Origin of the sequence: Streptomyces sp. NPDC050423 (assembly GCF_040655445.1) — a bacterium.
Classification (GTDB): Bacteria; Actinomycetota; Actinomycetes; order Streptomycetales; family Streptomycetaceae; genus Streptomyces.
Window position 1 is genome coordinate 64,073 of the sequence record NZ_JBFAJY010000013.1, and the last position, 17,246, is coordinate 81,318.

At 70.3% G+C, this 17,246-nt stretch carries 15 protein-coding genes and 1 pseudogene; 4 read left to right on the forward strand and 12 right to left on the reverse strand.

The annotated features are described in order from the left end of the window. Positions 1–2: 2 nt before the first annotated feature. The 4 genes and pseudogenes from AB0I52_RS12525 to AB0I52_RS12540 form a co-directional block, all read right to left on the reverse strand. A complete protein-coding gene (locus tag AB0I52_RS12525) occupies positions 3–1,499 on the reverse strand; it encodes a hypothetical protein (RefSeq protein ID WP_363071649.1) in 1,497 nt (498 codons plus the stop codon). After that, the gene (locus tag AB0I52_RS12530; protein ID WP_363071651.1) at positions 1,496–2,701 is read right to left on the reverse strand and encodes a DUF6236 family protein; all 1,206 of its coding nucleotides are present in this window, start codon (positions 2,699–2,701) and stop codon (positions 1,496–1,498) included. The genes AB0I52_RS12525 and AB0I52_RS12530 overlap by 4 nt, the downstream gene beginning before the upstream one ends. Continuing rightward, positions 2,701–3,258, reverse strand: coding sequence for a hypothetical protein (locus tag AB0I52_RS12535; RefSeq protein WP_363071653.1), 558 nt, complete (start codon positions 3,256–3,258; stop codon positions 2,701–2,703). The genes AB0I52_RS12530 and AB0I52_RS12535 overlap by 1 nt, the downstream gene beginning before the upstream one ends. Before the next feature lie 887 nt (positions 3,259–4,145). Beyond that, positions 4,146–4,289: pseudogene (locus AB0I52_RS12540) on the reverse strand (IS5/IS1182 family transposase); the annotation flags it as partial. On the opposite strand from AB0I52_RS12540, the gene AB0I52_RS12545 reads away from it, so the two are divergent. Next, the gene (locus tag AB0I52_RS12545; protein WP_363071788.1) at positions 4,234–4,464 is read left to right on the forward strand and encodes a hypothetical protein; all 231 of its coding nucleotides are present in this window, start codon (positions 4,234–4,236) and stop codon (positions 4,462–4,464) included. The pseudogene AB0I52_RS12540 and the gene AB0I52_RS12545 overlap by 56 nt on opposite strands. A gap of 23 nt (positions 4,465–4,487) precedes the next feature. On the opposite strand, the gene AB0I52_RS12550 is transcribed toward AB0I52_RS12545, so the two are convergent. From AB0I52_RS12550 to AB0I52_RS12565, 4 genes are all read right to left on the reverse strand, one after another. Then, on the reverse strand, positions 4,488–6,629 hold the full coding sequence (locus AB0I52_RS12550; protein ID WP_363071784.1) for an RICIN domain-containing protein: 2,142 nt from the start codon (positions 6,627–6,629) through the stop codon (positions 4,488–4,490). A 186-nt stretch (positions 6,630–6,815) separates the two neighbouring features. Continuing rightward, on the reverse strand, positions 6,816–8,219 hold the full coding sequence (locus tag AB0I52_RS12555) for an RICIN domain-containing protein (protein ID WP_363071655.1): 1,404 nt from the start codon (positions 8,217–8,219) through the stop codon (positions 6,816–6,818). Continuing rightward, positions 8,219–9,493 carry a family 16 glycosylhydrolase gene (locus AB0I52_RS12560; RefSeq protein ID WP_363071657.1) on the reverse strand — a complete coding sequence of 425 codons (1,275 nt, stop codon included), beginning with the start codon at positions 9,491–9,493 and terminating at the stop codon, positions 8,219–8,221. Before AB0I52_RS12560 ends, AB0I52_RS12555 begins: the two co-directional genes overlap by 1 nt. Positions 9,494–9,948: 455 nt before the next feature. After that, the gene (locus AB0I52_RS12565) at positions 9,949–10,515 is read right to left on the reverse strand and encodes a GNAT family N-acetyltransferase (protein WP_363071659.1); all 567 of its coding nucleotides are present in this window, start codon (positions 10,513–10,515) and stop codon (positions 9,949–9,951) included. A gap of 241 nt (positions 10,516–10,756) precedes the next feature. Here AB0I52_RS12565 and AB0I52_RS12570 point away from each other — a divergent pair, with 241 nt between their 5' ends. From AB0I52_RS12570 to argB, 3 genes are all read left to right on the forward strand, one after another. Beyond that, complete coding sequence (locus AB0I52_RS12570) at positions 10,757–11,476, forward strand: DUF2470 domain-containing protein (RefSeq protein WP_363071661.1); 720 nt, start codon at positions 10,757–10,759, stop codon at positions 11,474–11,476. Positions 11,477–11,583: 107 nt separating this feature from the next. Next, complete coding sequence (locus AB0I52_RS12575; RefSeq protein ID WP_363071663.1) at positions 11,584–12,234, forward strand: isochorismatase family protein; 651 nt, start codon at positions 11,584–11,586, stop codon at positions 12,232–12,234. A gap of 37 nt (positions 12,235–12,271) precedes the next feature. Continuing rightward, complete coding sequence (gene argB, locus AB0I52_RS12580) at positions 12,272–13,192, forward strand: acetylglutamate kinase (RefSeq protein WP_363071665.1); 921 nt, start codon at positions 12,272–12,274, stop codon at positions 13,190–13,192. Between the two features lie 40 nt (positions 13,193–13,232). Here the strand turns inward: argB and AB0I52_RS12585 are convergent, their stop codons facing one another. The 4 genes from AB0I52_RS12585 to AB0I52_RS12600 form a co-directional block, all read right to left on the reverse strand. Continuing rightward, positions 13,233–13,733 (reverse strand): GNAT family N-acetyltransferase, encoded by a 501-nt coding sequence (locus tag AB0I52_RS12585; protein ID WP_363071786.1) that lies wholly within the window; start codon positions 13,731–13,733, stop codon positions 13,233–13,235. A gap of 179 nt (positions 13,734–13,912) precedes the next feature. Further along, positions 13,913–14,812 (reverse strand): ABC transporter ATP-binding protein, encoded by a 900-nt coding sequence (locus tag AB0I52_RS12590; RefSeq protein WP_363071667.1) that lies wholly within the window; start codon positions 14,810–14,812, stop codon positions 13,913–13,915. Between the two features lie 80 nt (positions 14,813–14,892). Then, complete coding sequence (locus AB0I52_RS12595) at positions 14,893–15,993, reverse strand: iron chelate uptake ABC transporter family permease subunit (RefSeq protein WP_363071669.1); 1,101 nt, start codon at positions 15,991–15,993, stop codon at positions 14,893–14,895. After that, positions 15,990–17,057 (reverse strand): iron chelate uptake ABC transporter family permease subunit, encoded by a 1,068-nt coding sequence (locus AB0I52_RS12600; RefSeq protein WP_363071671.1) that lies wholly within the window; start codon positions 17,055–17,057, stop codon positions 15,990–15,992. The genes AB0I52_RS12595 and AB0I52_RS12600 overlap by 4 nt, the downstream gene beginning before the upstream one ends. Positions 17,058–17,246: the final 189 nt, after the last annotated feature.

Consider the following 17,246-nt stretch of genomic DNA (forward strand, 5'->3'; position numbering starts at 1 on the left):
GCTCACAGCCCCCAGCGCTCGCGGTACCGGCGCGCGACTTCCTTCGCGTACTCGTTCGGGTACGAGTTCTGGGTGTCCGTGATCTCCAGGACCTCGTCGTCGGCGACGAAGAAGATCCCGCGTCCGATCCTCATCTCGCCGTTGGGGACCGGCGCGTAGACCATCCATCCGCAGTCCACCCGGTCGGCCACGAGGTCCGCAGCCCGGTAATCGGGGTTGTCCAGGTCGTGGGCGAGCATGTAGCGGCGCACGATCGCGATCGCCTGGTGGCGGGGCAACTGCGGCAGGTCGGTGCGGTGCGCGACGCCCGCCATCACCAGCTGGTGGTAGGCGCCGTCCAGGTCGGCGCCCTCGTCGTTTCCGAAGACCTCGGCCAGCATGCCGCGCTCGGCGAATCCCCCTTCGGCGGCTGTGACCAGGCGCAGCGCGGCCGTCTCGGTGTCTCGCGTAACGCGCTGGGCCAGCTTCGACACGATGCCGGCGACCGTTTCGCTGGTCCAGACCCCGGGAATCGCCGTCGCGAGCTCTTCCGCTTTCGGTGATTCGCCCCGCAGCCAGCGCCCGCTCTCCCACCAGTAGCAGAACGACATCAGACCAGCCTTGCCCCGTTCGTCGAGCAGCGCATCGGCGACCCATGTCGGCGCCCCCGCGAACAGCTCGGGGTGCGGCGCGTCGCCGCGATAGGCATCGGCCAGGTTGGGCGCGTCCCAGACGCCGCCGGAGAGGACGGCTCGGCCGCCCGCGAGCATCCACAGTGTCGAGCCGCCGCGTGTCGTGCCCTCGAACCGTGCGTGGGAAGGCTGCATCCGCGGCCCCGATTCGGAACCGGCTGCGACGAACGCTGCCGACAGGACGGCCCAGCGCGCCCAGGTCTCGGTGAGGCCGGGCATTTCCTTCGGCGAGACACCTTGTGCGGACCGTGCGCCGTGCGTGTCGGCCGGCACCGCGGCCTTCCGCGGGCTGCGCGTTTGTCTGCCGCCGTGGCTGACAAGGGCGGACAACCAGGTCGGGAGCTTCTCCGCCGACCAGTCGAAGGCTTCGAGGTCGGCCCGGTAGTCCTCGGGTGCGAACAGGTGCTCGTCGGGGAACGGCTCGTCACCGTAGTCGAAGTCCACTTCGATGCTGCCGTCAACGCGCAGGTCGAGCGTCATGCGCCACCAGGGCCCGCGTGGCAGCCGGACAGTGGTCCGGCGCAGCTCGCGGGCCAGTTGGAGCGCACCGGGGCTCGGCGCGGCGTCGGTGGAGTCTCGGTCGGTCGAGTGGAGGACGCGTGAGGCCTCTGATGCGAGTGTCAAAGCGAACACCGCGGTGATTCGTAGGCAGTCGGACGGAGCTTCGGCAATGAGGCACTCGACGAGGCGCAGGGTCTGCCGGTCCGCAAGGGCGAGGAGCACCGGATCGGCAACGGGCTCGGGGATGAGTACGTGGCTGGGGTCGGCATCGAGCCCTGGGAACGCTTCGTGAAAGGCCTCCGGGAATGAGGCGCCGTCGCCGGTCATAGCGGCCATGTCCTTCGCAGTTTGTCGACCAGGGTGTCGGGGCCGAGGGCACGCTTGAGCTGGAACAGGTAGCCGACGGGCGACTCCTGGGCGATCTCGCGGCGCTTGCGCCGCCATTGGAGGGGCGCGCCGACGATGCAGCCGGCGACCACGGCGGGGACGGTCAACGCAGGGTTGATGCCGACCGCGTTCGCCGCGATTGCGGCCAGCGGCGGGAGGGCCACGGACCTGACGTTGGCCACGGCTCGAGCGGTTTCGAGGCCGGCGCCACGCATGCGGTCGTCCAGATCGTTGAGCCGCGTGCGGACCTCGCGGTCGACTTCGGTGTGCAGGTACTCCTGGTAGAGCCCCGCGTCCCGCACGTCTTCGATGGCGCCGAGCTGCTGGACCTGGTCGGCCACGAACTCCCGGAACCCGTCCAGTTCGGGCCCGAACTCGGCGCGGATTTCGAGGATCTTCTCGATCGGGACGTTCCGCAGGTCTGCCGGGATCACGGTCGCGAACGCCAGGAACGCGAACGCCTCCTCGGGCGCCGGCCGCGCTGCGGAAGCCTCTGCCGGGAGGTTGCCGAGGAGCGCTGCCGCGAGCCGCTCGAAGGTCCAGCCGGACATGGCGGCGTGCGGCAGCGTCTGGTCGGTGATCGGGTGCAGGCAGTTCTCGGTGGCTATCTGCTCGGCCAGCGCGAGCATGTAGACGGTGGCCAGCTGGGGGTGCATCGCCACCCAGATCCCGCCGCGGCCCGGGCGGACGAGCGCGAGCCCCTGGTCGACGGCCGAGTCGAGGAGGTCCCCGCTGATGCGGTCGGCGTGGATGTACCCGAATCGCTGGTTGAGCCAGGTCGGGCTGTCCTCGGTGGACTCCTCCCCGCCCGCCGAAAACCCGCCGCCGCTGCCGAAGCAGGCGTCGGCGATCGGCAGGCCCCAGGTCTCGATCCGGTTGAGGCCGAAGCGGTACCGGAGGGCGGCGCCGTGTTCGTGAAGCAGTTCCAGGAACGGCTCGGCGACTTCGTCGGCGGCCCGACTGGGCGGCTCGAAGTCGAGCAGCCAGCGCGCGGCGTGGAGTTCCCGCGCGGCGGGCGAGTCCTGGAGCGGGTAGCCCGGCGGCCGGATCCGTGCCATCTTGGGCCAGTACAGGGCGGTGTACTTGAGCCAACTGTCGTCGCGGACGTGGATGTGCGGGTAGTAGAGGGCGAACCGGTCCATCAGGTATTCCCTCCGTGCCGCGCCTCGTTGAGGTGCCGGAGAGCATGGGCCGCCTGCTCGTAGTTGCCCGTCAACCGGAAGAGCCTCGCGGCTTTGGTTGCGTAGGGGACCGCCCGCTGGTACTGGCGCAGATGGTCGACCAGGATGCAGGAGATGCTCAGCATCGCCAGGGCCTGTACCGCGGTCTTGCCCGCACTGAGCGCCTTCGCTGCGCTCGCTTCGAAGATCTGGATCGCGCTCTCGTACGCCTTGAGCTGCCACTCGCAGACGCCTGTGAGGATGCGGCACTGCAGTTCCTGTTCAACATCCCCGAGCTCGGTGAAGATCGCCGCCGCCCGAAGGTCGACTCGCAGCGCGTGGGCGAAGTCCTGCCGTTCGCTGAGTCCGAATCCGAGTCGCAGCAGTGCCATCGCCGTCGCCCGGCGTTGCGCTGCGGGACCGCTGATCGCGGCGGCCCGCAGCAGCGGTTCGATCGCGTCGTGGAGGCGGCCTTTGTCGGTCAATGAGGTTCCCAGGCCGAGTGGCGCTTCTTCCTCGGATCGGTTCTGCGGTACCACGGTCCCCCACAGTGATCGGAATCAGTCTCATGACCCTGCCACATATCGGAAGCACTTGGGGTTCAACTTCCTTGTTTTCGGGGCCATCCCGAACGTCGAGGGCGGTGTCCAACGCCCAACCAAAGGGCAGTGCACGGCCACTTCCGCCGGGCTGGTCATCACCTGCCGGGCCGCTTTCGACATCACCGCCGGCACGACGCCCGACGCGCCCGGATCCGCGACTTCAATTGTCCCGGAAAGACCTGAAATTGCCGCTCTCCAGCTTGGCCCCCAGAGCTCACCCGAGCGGGCTATCGAGACAGCCCAACGGCTGACGTGGACCGCCCGGTCGCCGCTCCGGGAATGACCGATCGCCCTCCAGGAGCAGCACTCACGACACCCCGTTATATCGGGGGTTCTTGGTCCATCCCGAACAGGTCGCCTCGCCCTCTTCGACCCGCGGGGCGGCCTCGCAGGGAGGCGCGATGATTCAGATCACTCCAGGCAGGGGCAGCCCTACGAGATCGCCCGCGGAATCCGGGGGATGCCTGGATCGCGCGTGAACGGAAGCGGTTCACGGTCGTCAACGGAGCGGAATCATCCGCCAGGCCATGGAGATCGACCGGATTGTCGACGTCCCCGGTGGGCGACGGGGGGCGTTGTCACGTTGTTGGGTGTGTGGGTGTCTGACCGCGTCGAGGTGTGGCGGGGCCGGGTGCCGGCCTGGGCTCAGGCCGCGGTAAGTCGGCCGGTGACACCGGTGATCTGCTCCCGGGTGGTGAAGCGGATGGTGATTTCGGCTCGGTGTGGATGCGGTCATCAGGTGGCGTCGGGGCCGGAAATGGGGTCAGATGCCGTTGAACGCGGACAGGAACCACTGAGCCCCGCCCACGCTGCGGAAGTCCTTCCAGGATCCCGCACAGCACCCTGCGACTGCCCAGACGCTTACGACCAGGATGCCGCGGATCACGCGGGACAACCGGGAGCAGTGGCTCGATGCGCGCCCACAACTCGTCGTCGATCTCCCACGGCCTGGCAGTGGTCTTCCTCATCTCGACCGGCTCGCCCTCTTCGGCCGGCATCAACGAACCGCCGCCAGGGCAACCGCTTTTCGGCGCACGAGGACCTACCTCCCGCCAAGGGGTGATCAAGGAATATCGCAGACCGCATTTCGCATACAGTCCGCAAGGCAAGAAGGGCACCCACATGGCGGACGGTTTTTACTGACGATCGGCTAACGGCGGGGGCACTCAGGGCTGGCTGACGAGATTGGCCACGTTCGACGAGGAGTTGGAGGGACCGCCGCGCCCGTTGATGACGTGGCGGATCGTTCCGGTGCCGCCGAGCGAGACGGTCACCATGCTCTGGAACCGGATGTTCGGGTTGTCCGGGACCTCGAAGGCGTGCTCGGCCGTCACCGCCGGGTTCGAGCTGAAGAAGCAGTAGCTGCCGAGCCCGTACGCCTGGTGGCTGGTGACCGAGTCCGCGACCTTGTAGGCGGCGTAGCCCTGGGTGGAGCCGTTCATCCAGGACGCCTGGTCCGGCACGTCGTACGGCATCTCGTTCTGGTAGAAGTACGTGCGCCCGCCGTTGCCGTTCCAGATCGTCTGGTGCTTCTGGTAGTGCTCGACGAAGAGTCCGTACATCGTCACGTCGTCTCCGTTGACGACGAGGCCGGTGTCCGCCTTGTTGCTGTTCCAGCCGATGCCGCTGCCGTGATCGCCGCGCCAGATCCACATGTGGTCGCCGATGACGTGGTCGCTGTTGACCACCAGGCTGGTGGTCGCCCGGCCCACGGCGGCGCCGCCGACCCGGAAGAAGACGTCGTGCAGCGAGGTCGGATTCGCCGCGTGCCCGGCCGAGGAGCCGGCCGGGCCGACCTCCATCAGGGTCGGGGAGTTCGTCGTACCGGCGTCGAAGAGGACGCCGGCGACCTTGACCCCGTCGACGTCGGCCACCGTCATCGCGGTGACCCCGTTGTCCGGGATGAACGTGGCGAGGCCGAGCCCCAGGACGACGGTGTCGGGCCTGGTCACCTTCAGCGTCTGGTCGAGGTGGTAGACGCCCGGGGTGACCAGCAGGTTCTTCCCCTCGGCCAGCGCGGCGTTGATCTGCGCGGCCGTGGCTCCCGCCTTCACGACGAAGAACTTGTCCATGCCGATCGAGGTGCCCGCGGCGTTGCCGCCCGCCCAGGTGGTGCCCGAGGCGTTGCTACGGACGGCCGGCACGAACACCTGGTAGGCGCCGCCGCCGTCCACGTACAGGAAGGGCTTCTCCCGGATCACGGGCGCCTGGTTCACCGTGGTGTAGGGCGGGTTGGGGAAGCTGGTGGCCGGGACACCCTGGCTGCCGACGAAGACCATGTTCCAGTTGGAGCCGGTCCAGCTGCCGAGCGTGGAGTTGCGGGTGATCCACTGCTGCTGCGTACCGGACCGCACCTGGCCGTCGATCTTGGTGTCGGCCATGAAGCCGCCGCTGGCCCAGCCGCCGTCGTCCAGGGCCAGATTGCCGCGCACGTGCATGCGCCGGTACGGGGCCGCCTGGGAGACGGCCCAGCGGTCGGTGCCGCCGGTCGGGTTCACCGAGAGGTTCTCGGCGCCGCGCCAGAAGTTCTGGGTGGCGTTCTGCGGCGGGAACCAGTCCGCCTCGGCGTGGACGGCGCCGTTGATCGTCACCGAGTCGGGCGACTGTCCGAGTCCGAGGACCTGGGTGTAGAAGCCCACGTTGACGTCGTTGCTGTACGTACCCGGCTTGAACATCACCGCGTAGCGCTGGTTGCCGAACTGATTGGTCTCCTGCTGCCGGAAGATCGAGTCGAGCCGGCCCTGAATGGTGGCCGACGGCATCGACGGGTCGAAGACCACCACGTTCGGCCCGAGGTCGACATCGCCCGGCGCGACGGCGACCGGTGTGACCTGGAACCGCTGGGCCGCGGTGTTGTTGCAGGTGTACTGGACGAGCTGGACGCTGTCGGCCGTCGAGGCGGCGGGCACGTCCAGGCACTTGCCGCTGTTGCGGTTGACGAAGTGGTAGGCGCCGCCGCCCTCGTCGACCGGCTGCCACTGCTGGTTGGTGCCGCCGCCGTACGTCCAGAGCTGGACGGCGGCGCCGTCGGCGGTGGACACATCGCTGACGTCCACGGCCTGGCCGGCGTCGTTGCGGTTGTTGATGCGCACATAACCGCCGGAGGTCGCGGTCAGGCTCCACTGCTGGGCCGTGGAGTTGTTGCACGTGTACTGCTGGACGGCGGTGCCGTTGACGGTCGCGGCGGACCGGGCGTCCAGGCACTTGCCGCTGCCGCTGTTGACGACGGTGGCCCAGCCGGACGGCAGCGCGGCAGCGGCCGGGGCCGGGGTGGCCGGGACCGCGGCCGGGGCCGGGGTGGCGGCCAGGACCGACCCGGCCAGGGCGCCGGCCGCGAACACCGCGGTCAGCGCCCGCCGTCGGCGGGTCGGCGAGAGGCCGGCTCGGCGGCCCCCGGTAGGCTTTCGGACAGATCTGAGCACGGTTGTCTCCTGTGCGGGTCGGACGGCGCGACGGGCAGTGCGGTCAGAACGGTCAGGCGGCGTACGGGCCGGTCAGCCGGCGTACTGGGCGAACACCTTCGTGAAGTCCCAGGGCTGCTGGGAGACGCCCGAACAGGTGTCCGCGCCGCCTCCGGTGCACGGGCGGTCCCGGTTGACCGACCAGAAGGTGAGCCGGGCCAGATGGCGCTGCTGGGCGTAGGCCAGGATGGTGCGGAAGTCCGCGACCGTCACCGTCTCGTTGTCGTCGGTGATGCCGTTCATCGAGGAGATCCCCGTGTGCCGGTACGCCTGGTCGTCCGTGTATCCGTAGGCGCTCTTGACGACGTTCTTCAGCCCTTCGGCCGCGCTGACGGTGAGGTTGCCCATGTTCTGGCCCGCCCCGCCGAAGTCGAACGGCATGATCGTCCAGCTGTCCACGGTCAGCCCGGAGGCCGACGCCTTGCGGACCATGCTGTCGTCGGGCCCGCTCTGGCCGGTACCGAAGGTGACGTACACCTTGATGCCCGGGTTGTTGGCCTTGACGGTCTTCAGCGCGTCGACCGTGCGCTGCTGCACCGTGGCGCTGGCGTACGCGTCGGCCTCGATGTCGATGTCGATCGCCTTCAGGCCGTAGGCGCTGATCACCTTCTGGTACGCCGCCGCCAGCTCGCCCGCACTGGAGCACGAGCTCTCCAGCTTGTTGCCGCTCCAGCCGCCGAAGGACGGGATGACATCGCCGCCGGCACCCCGGACCGTGTTGATCGTCTGCTGGTCGACACCGCCGGTCAGCGGCCTGCCGCCGTCCCACTGCGGGTTGCAGTAGCCGTTGCTGAGGACGAAGGCGAGCGTGAACCACTTGACGCCGGTGGCGTTCATGACAGTGGTCGGGCTGGGCGGGCTGCCCCAGCCGTTGTAGAGGTACGGCGCGACCGCCATGGCCCCGGGAGTGGCCGGGTCTCCCCCGCCTCCGCCCTCGACGGCGGGCGCGGTCCACTTCTGGTTGGCGGCACCGGTGCAGGTCCAGATCTGGAGCCGGGTGCCGTTGGCCGAACTGTTCCCCGTGGCATCCAGGCACTTGTCCGCCTGCGGGTTCACGATGTCGTGCGCACCACTGACAGCCCACCGCTGGGCCGCCGAGCCGTTGCAGTCCCACAGCTGAACGACGGTCCCGTCCGCCGTACCGCCCGACGCGACGTCAAGACACTTGCCCAGCGCCTTGACCGTCCCGTCGCTGCCCAGGCTCCACTGCTGGGCAGCGGTGCCGTTGCAGTCGTAGAGCTGTACGGGAGTGCCGTTGGCCGTGGCACCCGCGGCGACGTCGACGCACTTGCCGCCGACCCCGGTGATCTGTCCGGTGGCCGTCGCCGCGCCCAGGGCGGGCGAGCCGGTCAGCCCGGCGAGGAGGGCGGCGGCGGCCACGACTCCCAGGGCGCTCCGTACGGCGGGGGCGTGCCCGCGCAGCAGCTCTCGGCGCATCAACTGTTCACCGTCCACTTCTGGTTGGCGGCACCGGTGCAGGTCCAGATCTGGAGCCGGGTGCCGTTGGCCGAACTGTTCCCCGTGACGTCCAGGCACTTGTCCGCCTGCGGGTTCACGATGTCGTGCGCACCACTGACAGCCCACCGCTGGGCCGCCGAGCCGTTGCAGTCCCACAGCTGAACGACGGTCCCGTCCGCCGTACCGCCCGACGCGACGTCAAGACACTTGCCCAGCGCCCTGATCGTCCCGTCGCCGCCGACGCTCCACTTCTGGGCGGCGGTGCCGTTGCAGTCGTAGAGCTGTACGGGAGTGCCGTTGGCACTGCTCGCCGCGGCCACGTCGACGCACTTGCCGGCCAGGCCGGTGATGGTCCCCGAACCGGCCGGGGGCTGGGTGTCGTTGGCGGTGACGCGTACGTGGTCGACGACGAGTTGCTGGGGGAAGGTGGTGTTGTTGTCGGGGTCGCCGGGCCAGTAGCCGCCGACGGCGAGGTTGAGGATGAGGAAGAAGGGCTTGTTGAAGGCCCAGGTGTTGCCGCCGGTGTCGGCGGGGGTGCGGTGCTGGTAGACGTTGCCGTCGACGGACCAGGTGACGGAGTCGGGGGCCCAGTCGATGGCGAAGGTGTGGAAGTCGTCGGCGAAGGCCTGGCCGCCGGGGAGGGTGTATCCGGCGCCGATGCCGGCGGAGCCGGAGTAGCCGGGGCCGTGCAGGGTGCCGTGGACGGTGGAGGGCTCGAAGCCGACGTTCTCCATGATGTCGATCTCGCCGGAGTTGGGCCAGCCGACCTGTCCGATGTCGTCGCCGAGCATCCAGAACGCGGGCCACATGCCCTGTCCGCGCGGGACCTTCATCCGGGCCTCGACGTGACCGTAGGCCTGGGTGAACTTCCCCGAGGTGTTCAGCCGGGCCGAGGTGTACTGACAGGTGCCGTACCAGCACTGGTAGTTGTTCGGGTTCTCCTTGCGCGCGGTGATGACCAGATGGCCCTGGCCGTCCAGCGCGGCGTTGTTGTTGCCCGCCGTGTAGTACTGCCGCTCGTGATTGTTGACGTTGTCACCGGTCTCGATCTGCCATCTGGAGCCGTTGACCGCCGAGCCGGCCGAACCGTCGAACTCCTCGTCGAACGTCATGGTGGCCGAGGCCGCGGCGCCCGAGAGGGCGGGTGACCGCGCCGGGGCGCCGCCGCCCACGAGGGCGGACGTGACCAGGGCGAGGGTCAGAGCCGAGAGTGCGGAGCGCAGCAGACGCCGCGACAAGCGTGGGGAGTCCATGACTCTCCCTTCCGGTGCATGAGGGGGAAGAGAGCCTGACATGAGATGACATGACAGACCAGGGCGCATTGGGGCATGCCGAAGCTGCGCCGACCGGGGCGGGGTGCCGTTCAGGAAGTGGGGCGAGTGCGGGTGGGGATGCAGGCACGTGCTGTGGAATTGCTGTGGGGGCACGGTGGGACTGCTGTGCACGGACACTTAATTCACTACGTGATTTAAGAAGTGAACCAATGGACTGTCAAGACCCTGGTCTGTACCAGTGCACGCCCGCGCCCTCACCCCGTCCGGCTTGGGCCGACATGCCTCAGGTGTCCATGCCGTCACTCCCGGCGAAGTGACGACGGGCGCCGCGCGGACAAGAGTCAAAGGCGCCACGCCCGATCCGGGGCCGCGACCATCGGCCTCATGACGTCTGTTTCGTCACGGACCCGCCACCCCTTGCCCCTTGCCGCCCATCAGGCCGGGCCGCCGGCGTGCCGCACATGCAAGTGGCCGTCCCTCGGAAAGGAGGGCGGCTGGGCCGGAAGGACCTGGCGAAACTCGTACCGGGCCTTCTCCGCGACGCGGCACGAGGCGAGATTGTCCACCTGGTGGAGCAGCCTGACGCTTTGCAGGCCTTCGGCCGCGAAGGCCTGCAAGGCCCAGCCGGTGAGGGCCTCCAGCGCACGAGGAGCCACTCCGCGCCCCCGGGCGTGCGCCGCCGTCCAGTAGCCGACCTCTGCGGACTCCCGGCCGTAACCGGCCTCCTTGAGGGCCACGCTGCCCACCAGCCGGCCCTCGCCGGGGCCGGGCTGATCCTCGTGGACGGCGAAGCCCAGCCGTTCGCCGGTGACCCAGCCGCGCCGCTGAAGCTCCAGCCACCCCCGCACCTCCTCAGGGGTCTCCAAGGGGCCGCCCGCCCCACGGCGCAGCGCGGGATCGCGGAACGCCTCGGTCAGCGGCTCGATGTCCCCGTCGACCCAGGGGCGCAGCAGGAGCGCGGGGGCGGACGGCGTCGCGTCCACCCGCAAGGTGATGTTCATCAAAGTCCTCCCGGGACGGCCCACTTGCTCGTCCCCCATTCGATGAGCTGTGCCTCGTACGGTCACACGGTCGCGGCGTCGGCGGAACGCGGCGCGCGGGCCGTCGCCGTCGAACCCCCTCGGCCACCCACACCGGAAGCGCCCCCAGCGATTCTCCGCAGCGCGTCGCGCCAGGGCGACACATGACCATGAAAATAAGGTTAGGCTTACCTAACTTGAATCCGTTTCGCAGGGAGCCCCCTTGAACACCGACGCCGACGCAGACACCACCCCGACCGGGCCGACCGACGCGGAGCAGGTCCGCACGGTACTGTCCCGCGCGACCTCACTGTCCCTCACCACGACCGGACAGGCGTACGACCTGATCGGACTGCACTCGGTCAACACCAAGGGGCAGGTCACCCTCCACCCCCGCCCGGACAGCCGCCTGACCCAGGAAGCCGCCGACGCGCCCCTGCGCAGCCTTGCCGCCCTGCTGGAGTTCACCGACATCGCCCCCACCCCGCTGCGCGACCGCGTCCGCGCCAGGGTGACGCTCTCCGGCCGGCTGACACCGGCGGGCGGCGGCGCACTGCGGCTCGACGCGGCGCGGGTCTCCCTGCGGACCCCGGCGGGTGCGACGGACGTCGGTCTGGACGGGGTCGCCCTCGCCGAGCCCGACCCGCTGGCGGTCGAGGAGGCCGCCATGCTGACCCATCTGGCCGACTCCCACGAGGAGTTGATGGCCGACCTGCTCGGACTCGCGGGTTCCCGTCTGCCGCGCGGCATGATCCGGTCACTCCCCCTCGCCCTGGACCGCCACGGCATCACCCTGCGCTGCGAGTACGAATCCGGCCACTGCGACCTCCAGTTGCTCTTCCCGGCACTCGCGCACGACGCCACCGACGCCGGCGAGCAGATCCGGCGGCTCCTCACCGCACCCCGAAGCTGCCCACACCAGCACCACCCTTCACACCCGTGACAGCCCTGACAGCCCTGACAGCCGTCAACTTAGGTTAGGCTTCACTAAGTTTCATTGAATCCTCGCGCCACGGCCGGATCACCGGATCATCAGGGGAGGGGCCGGTCATGGGCCTGCCAGTCATCGAGTCCTACGAGATGCCCGACGGTACGGCCCTCCCCCGTTCCTGGCCCTCCTGGACCATCGACCCCGGGCGGGCCGCTCTGCTCGTCCACGACATGCAGAACCACTTCGTGCGGGCGTTCCCGGCCGGGCGCTCCCCGGTCGTCCAACTGGTCGAGAACATCGCCACGTTGCGGGAACTCGCCGGAACGCTCGGCATCCCGGTCGTCTTCAGCGCCGAGCCCGCCGCCCAGTCGCCCGGCGGGCGGGGGCTCGTCGCCGACGTGTGGGGTCCCGGCATCGGCGACGGACCCGGGGATTCCGCCGTCATCGAGGCCCTGGCGCCCCGGCCCGGCGAGCACGTGCTGCCCAAATGTGCGCCCCATCGCCTTTCTGCACAGCCATCTCGGCCGGCTGCTGCGCTCGACGGGCCGCGATCAGCTGATCGTGTGCGGCGTGCACTGGGCGTCCTGCTGACGGCCGCGGACGCCTTCATGAACGATATTCAGCCCTTCGTCGTCGCGGATGCCGTGGCCGACTTCTCCGCCGAGGAGCACTCCATGGCGCTTCGCTGGGCGGCTCGCAGTGCGGTGGTCCGCACGACGGACGGCCTGCTGCGCGATCTGCTGCTCGGCCGGGTCCACCACGACGCGTGACGGCGTCCCCCTCAGGCCTCAGGAGAGACGGAACAAGATGACCGTACGGGTCGCGACGGCCGGAGCCGGCGTCCATGAACAGTCACCGCGGCTCGGGAGCGAGACACAGCCGCGCCCCCGCACGGGTCCCGCCGCGCCCAAGGAGCTGCGGAGCCGGGTCGTGGTGGTCAAGTTCGGCGGCAACGCCATGGTGGACGCATCGCTCCAGGAGGCGTTCGCCCGCGACGTCGTGGAGCTGTGGCACGCCGGCCTGTCCCCGGTGGTCGTGCATGGCGGGGGCCCGCAGATCAGCGCGATGCTCGACCGCCTCGGACTGGAAGTCCGCTTCGAGGGCGGTCTGCGGGTGACCACCGAGGAGACCCTCGACGTGGTGCGGATGGTGCTGACCGGGCGGGTCCAGCGCGAACTGGTCGGTGCCATCAACGCACATGGCCCCTTCGCCGTGGGCCTGTCGGGCGAGGACGCCCACACCATGACGGCGGTGCGCAGGTCCGGCCGGGTGAACGGGCTGCCGGTGGACATCGGCCTGGTCGGTGACATCGTGAACGTGGCGCCGGACACCGTCCGTTCACTGCTGGAGCTGGGGCGCATCCCGGTGGTGTCACCCCTCGCACGCGGCACGGAGGGGGAGGTCTACAACGTCAACGCCGATCTCGCCGCTTCGGCCCTGGCGGTCGCGCTCGGCGCCGAGCGGCTGGTGATGCTCACCGATGTCGAGGGACTGTACGCGGACTGGCCGCACAGCACCGAGGTCGTCGAGCGCCTGACGGCGGCGGAGCTGGGCGGTCTGCTGCCGGGGCTGGCGAGCGGGATGCTCCCGAAGATGGAGGGCTGCCTGCGGGCGGTCCGCGCCGGGGTGGGACGGGCACACGTACTGGACGGCCGCGTGCCGCACGCCGTACTGCGTGCCGTCCTGGACGGGAGGAGCCCCGGGACCACCGTCCTCCCGGACGCCTGACGCACACATGGCGGCGGGTCCCGGGGCCCGCCACCCGTCGTCACAGCGTGCGGGCCAGAACACGCGCACCCCGCCGGGGATCCAGGGTGCGCGCCCAGGCGCGCGGAGCCGCAGCCGGACGGACGGGGGCGAAGCCGTGGCGGAGGAAGAGGCGCCCGCTGCCGGTCGTCGCGGTGAACAGGGCCCCCAGCGACTGCGCCCGCGCCCCGGCGAGTGCCGCGCCCAGCAGCCGTGCGCCCAGACCGCCGCCCTGCCGCTGCCGGGCGACACAGAAGTTGTACAGGACCCCCGCGGCCGCCGGGCCGTGATCATCCGTGTCGGGGTGGACGCGCAGCGCGAGGCAGCCCCGCAGGGCGCCATCGGGCTCCTCGGAGACCAGGAAGTCGGCAGCTCGGGCCGCGTAGACCTCGAAGGGCCGCCCGCGCAGCGCACCCGAGCGGACGAACGGCTCGGAGAGTGCGACGAGTGCGACGGCGTCCCCGGGGCCCGCCCGGCGCAACCGGAGCGCGTCGGGAAGGGGCGCGTCCGGGGTAGGCGTCAGCGCGGCGGCGGGGTGCGGCGTGGCGGTGATCAAGGCAGTCCTTCCTCGGGTTCCACCGTGTGCGAAGGGCGGCCGGATCGCCGCACACCCCGGTGAACCATGAAAGCTAGGTTAGCCTCGCCTAAGTTGATTTACCAAGTCGACGCTCCGGTGCCGGTGTTGCTCCGGCGCCGGAGCCCTCAGCGCACGCTGCGGCCGGTCTCGGCCATCAGGGATTCGACGGGGGCGCCGGGGCCCTCCCGCCGGGTCGTGCGGTCCTCGGGAACGTACCGCTGCGGCGCGGCAGGCACCATCAGGGGCGTGCCGGTCTCGGGGTCGTCGATGATCCGGCAGGGCAGCCCGAACACGTCCTCGACCAGTGCGGCGGTCATGACGGTGGCCGGGGCGCCCTCGGCCGCGATCGTGCCGCCCGGCCGCATCACGATGAGGTGGGTGGCGTAACGGCACGCCTGGTTGAGGTCGTGCAGCACCGCCACCACGGTGTGCCCCTTGCGGGCGTGCAAGTCGGCGCAGAGATCCAGCACTTCGACCTGGTGGGCGATGTCGAGGAAGGTGGTGGGCTCGTCCAGGAGCAGGATCGGGGTCTGCTGCGCCAGCACCATGGAGAGCCAGACCCGCTGACGCTGACCGCCGGAGAGGTCGTCGACCGGGCGGTCGGCGAGATCCAGCACACCGGTCTGCCGCATCGCCTCCAGAACGGCCGCCTCGTCGTCGGCGGACCACTGCTTCAGCATTCCCTGGTGCGGATAGCGGCCGCGCGCCACCAGGTCCCCCACGGTGATGCCGCCGGGCGCGGTCGAGGACTGCGGGAGCAGGCCCAGCCGGCGGGCGACCTCGCGCGAGCGGTAGGTGGCGATGCCCGCGCCGTCGAGATACACCTGTCCGGAGCGGGGTTTGAGCATCCGTGCGAGCGCCTTGAGGAGAGTGGACTTCCCGCAGGCGTTCGGCCCGATGATGACGGTGAAGGAGCGGTCGGGGATCTCCACGCCGAGCGAACTGACCACGGTCCGCTGCTCGTAGGAGAGCGTCAGGTCCTCGGCCCGCAGTCGCGCGACCGCCGCCGGGGATGTCCCGTTCATACAAGTCCCCTCCGCCGTCGCGGAGTCCGCGCTCGGACCGGTCGTCTCGGACACGCGTGTCGTGCGTGGCGTCTTTCGGGTCATGCGCGGCTCTTTCGCGACTCGGTGATCAGCAGCCAGATGAGGTACAGCCCGCCGATGGTCCCGGTCGCCGTGCCGACCGGGAGCAGCGAGGGGGCGAAGAGGCGCTGCGCCAGCAGGTCGCTCGCGGCCAGCAGCAGGGCGCCCATGAGCGCGGCGGGGACCAGCGCGGGGCCCGATGCCCGGGTCAGCCGCCGGGCGAGCTGGGGCGCCGCCAGCGCGATGAACCAGATGGGCCCGGTCACCGCCGTGGCGAAGGCGGCGAGAGCGACGCTGATGACGAGCAGCAGCGCCCGGGTGCGCGCCACGTCGACGCCGAGCGCCATGGCCGTGACGTCACCCATCTCCACCATGGAGAGCCGGCGGGAGAGGAAGAAGGCGGGCGGGAGCAGGACGAGGACGGCGATCGCGATGGTGTTCGCCTGCTGCCAGCCCCGGTTGGTGAGACTGCCGATCAGCCACGCCTGCGCCTCCAGTGCCTCCTGCCAGGTCGCCCGGGTGATCAGGTACGAGTTGACGGCGAGCAGCAGTGCGCTGACACCGATGCCGACGACGACCAGCCGGAAGCCCTGAAGTCCTCTGCCCAGCATGAGGAGGTACATGGCGGCGGCGGTGGCGAGGCCGCCGATCAGCGCGCCCACCGCGATCTGGGTCATGCTGCCGTGCAGCACGATGATGACGAGGAGCGCCCCGACGGCCGAGCCGTTGGTGAAGCCGATGATGTCCGGGCTGCCGAGGGAGTTGCCGGTCAGGCTCTGCAGGACGGCTCCGCTGACGGCGAGGGCCGCGCCCACGCACATCGCGGTCAACAGGCGTGGCATACGCAGAGTGTTGACGATGAAGTCGGCGCCGCCGGAGCCGTGGCCGAACACGGCCCGCACGACCTCACCGACGGAGAGTTCGAAGTCGCCGGTGGTGAGGGTGACGAGCGCGACCGCGACGAGGGCGACGAGCATCACGGCCGTCACCACGAGGACGCGCCCCTGGACCCGGACGGACAGCCCGCCCGGCCGGGTGCGCAGCACCAGTCCGCTGACGACCCGCGGCTCCCCGGTGTCCGTACCGGTGCCGGACGGTCCCTTCTCCCGTACGGCGCTCACAGCATGACCAGCTTTCGGCGGCGGCACAGGGCGATGAACAGCGGCGCCCCGAGGAACGCGGTGATGATCCCCACCTGGACCTCGCCCGGCGCCCCCAGCACCCGGCCCAGGACGTCCGCGCCGATCAGCAGGACCGGGGCGAGCAGCATCGAGTACGTCAGCACCCAGCGCTGGTCGGGGCCGACGACGAACCGGGCGACGTGCGGCACCGCGAGGCCGACGAAGCCGATCGGTCCGGCGGCGGCGGTGGCGGCGCCGCACAGCAGCATGACGGCGACGGCGCCCAGCACCCGGGTGCGGCCGACGTTCAGGCCCAGGGCCCGGCCGAGCTGGTCGCCCATCGCGAGGGCGTTGAGCGAGGGGGCGAGGCCGAGGGCGATCAGGAGGCCCACCGCGATGAACGGCAGGATGACGTGGATGACGTCGTAGTACCGGCCGGCCAGGGAACCCACCGTCCAGAAGCGGTACTGGTCGAAGGCGCGCGGATTGAGCAGCAGCACCGCCGAGTTGAAGGCGTACAGGACCGCGGTCATCGCCGCCCCGGCCACGACCAGCCGGTCGGGGGTGGCCAGGGTGCGGCCCGATGAGCCCAGGAGGTAGACGGCGACCGAGGCGACGGCCGCGCCGATGAAGGCGAACCACACATAGCCGAGGACCGAGCCCACCCCGAGGAAGGCGATGGCCACGACGACTCCGGCGGAGGCGCCCAGGCTGATGCCGAGGATTCCCGGGTCGGCGAGCGGGTTGCGGGTCAGTGCCTGCATCAGCGCACCGGACAGGCCGAGGGCCATGCCCACGAGCAGTCCCAGGAGCGTCCGCGGAATGCGGTAGTCATGGATGATGATCGAGGTCTCGGAGCCGTCGGGGTGCCAGAGCACGCTCCAGGTGGCGGTGAACGGGATACCGCGGGTGCCCACCCACACGCTGAGCAGTCCGACCAGGACGAGGGCGCCCAGCGCAGCGAGGAGCCCCAGGGCCCGCAGGGTGTTCGCGGTCCGGGCGGGCGGCGGGGCATCGGGGGCGACGGCCCGGTCCTCGGGAGCCGTCCGGGTTTCGACCGACAACGACAACTCCCCCTGACGGCGGTTCGGGTGCACCGCGAGCGATAGGGCGCCGGAATGTGACGCAGAGACCCCGGGATGCAACTTAGGTGAGGCTAACCGAACAGTGCCGCACGGTCAACGAGCGTCCCCCGCCCGCGAAATGGCGCACACCGCCGTGACCGGGGGCATCGCGGGCGACAGCACATCGCG

Bases quoted from the DNA above. Each gene is read 5' to 3' on its own strand.
- AB0I52_RS12525 (WP_363071649.1), bottom strand. From the start codon at position 1,499: ATGACCGGCGACGGCGCCTCATTCCCGGAGGCCTTTCACGAAGCGTTC.
- AB0I52_RS12530 (WP_363071651.1), bottom strand. From the start codon at position 2,701: ATGGACCGGTTCGCCCTCTACTACCCGCACATCCACGTCCGCGACGAC.
- AB0I52_RS12545 (WP_363071788.1), top strand. From the start codon at position 4,234: ATGCGCGCCCACAACTCGTCGTCGATCTCCCACGGCCTGGCAGTGGTC.
- AB0I52_RS12555 (WP_363071655.1), bottom strand. From the start codon at position 8,219: ATGCGCCGAGAGCTGCTGCGCGGGCACGCCCCCGCCGTACGGAGCGCC.
- AB0I52_RS12560 (WP_363071657.1), bottom strand. From the start codon at position 9,493: ATGGACTCCCCACGCTTGTCGCGGCGTCTGCTGCGCTCCGCACTCTCG.
- AB0I52_RS12565 (WP_363071659.1), bottom strand. From the start codon at position 10,515: ATGAACATCACCTTGCGGGTGGACGCGACGCCGTCCGCCCCCGCGCTC.
- AB0I52_RS12575 (WP_363071663.1), top strand. From the start codon at position 11,584: ATGGGCCTGCCAGTCATCGAGTCCTACGAGATGCCCGACGGTACGGCC.
- argB (WP_363071665.1), top strand. From the start codon at position 12,272: ATGACCGTACGGGTCGCGACGGCCGGAGCCGGCGTCCATGAACAGTCA.
- AB0I52_RS12590 (WP_363071667.1), bottom strand. From the start codon at position 14,812: ATGAACGGGACATCCCCGGCGGCGGTCGCGCGACTGCGGGCCGAGGAC.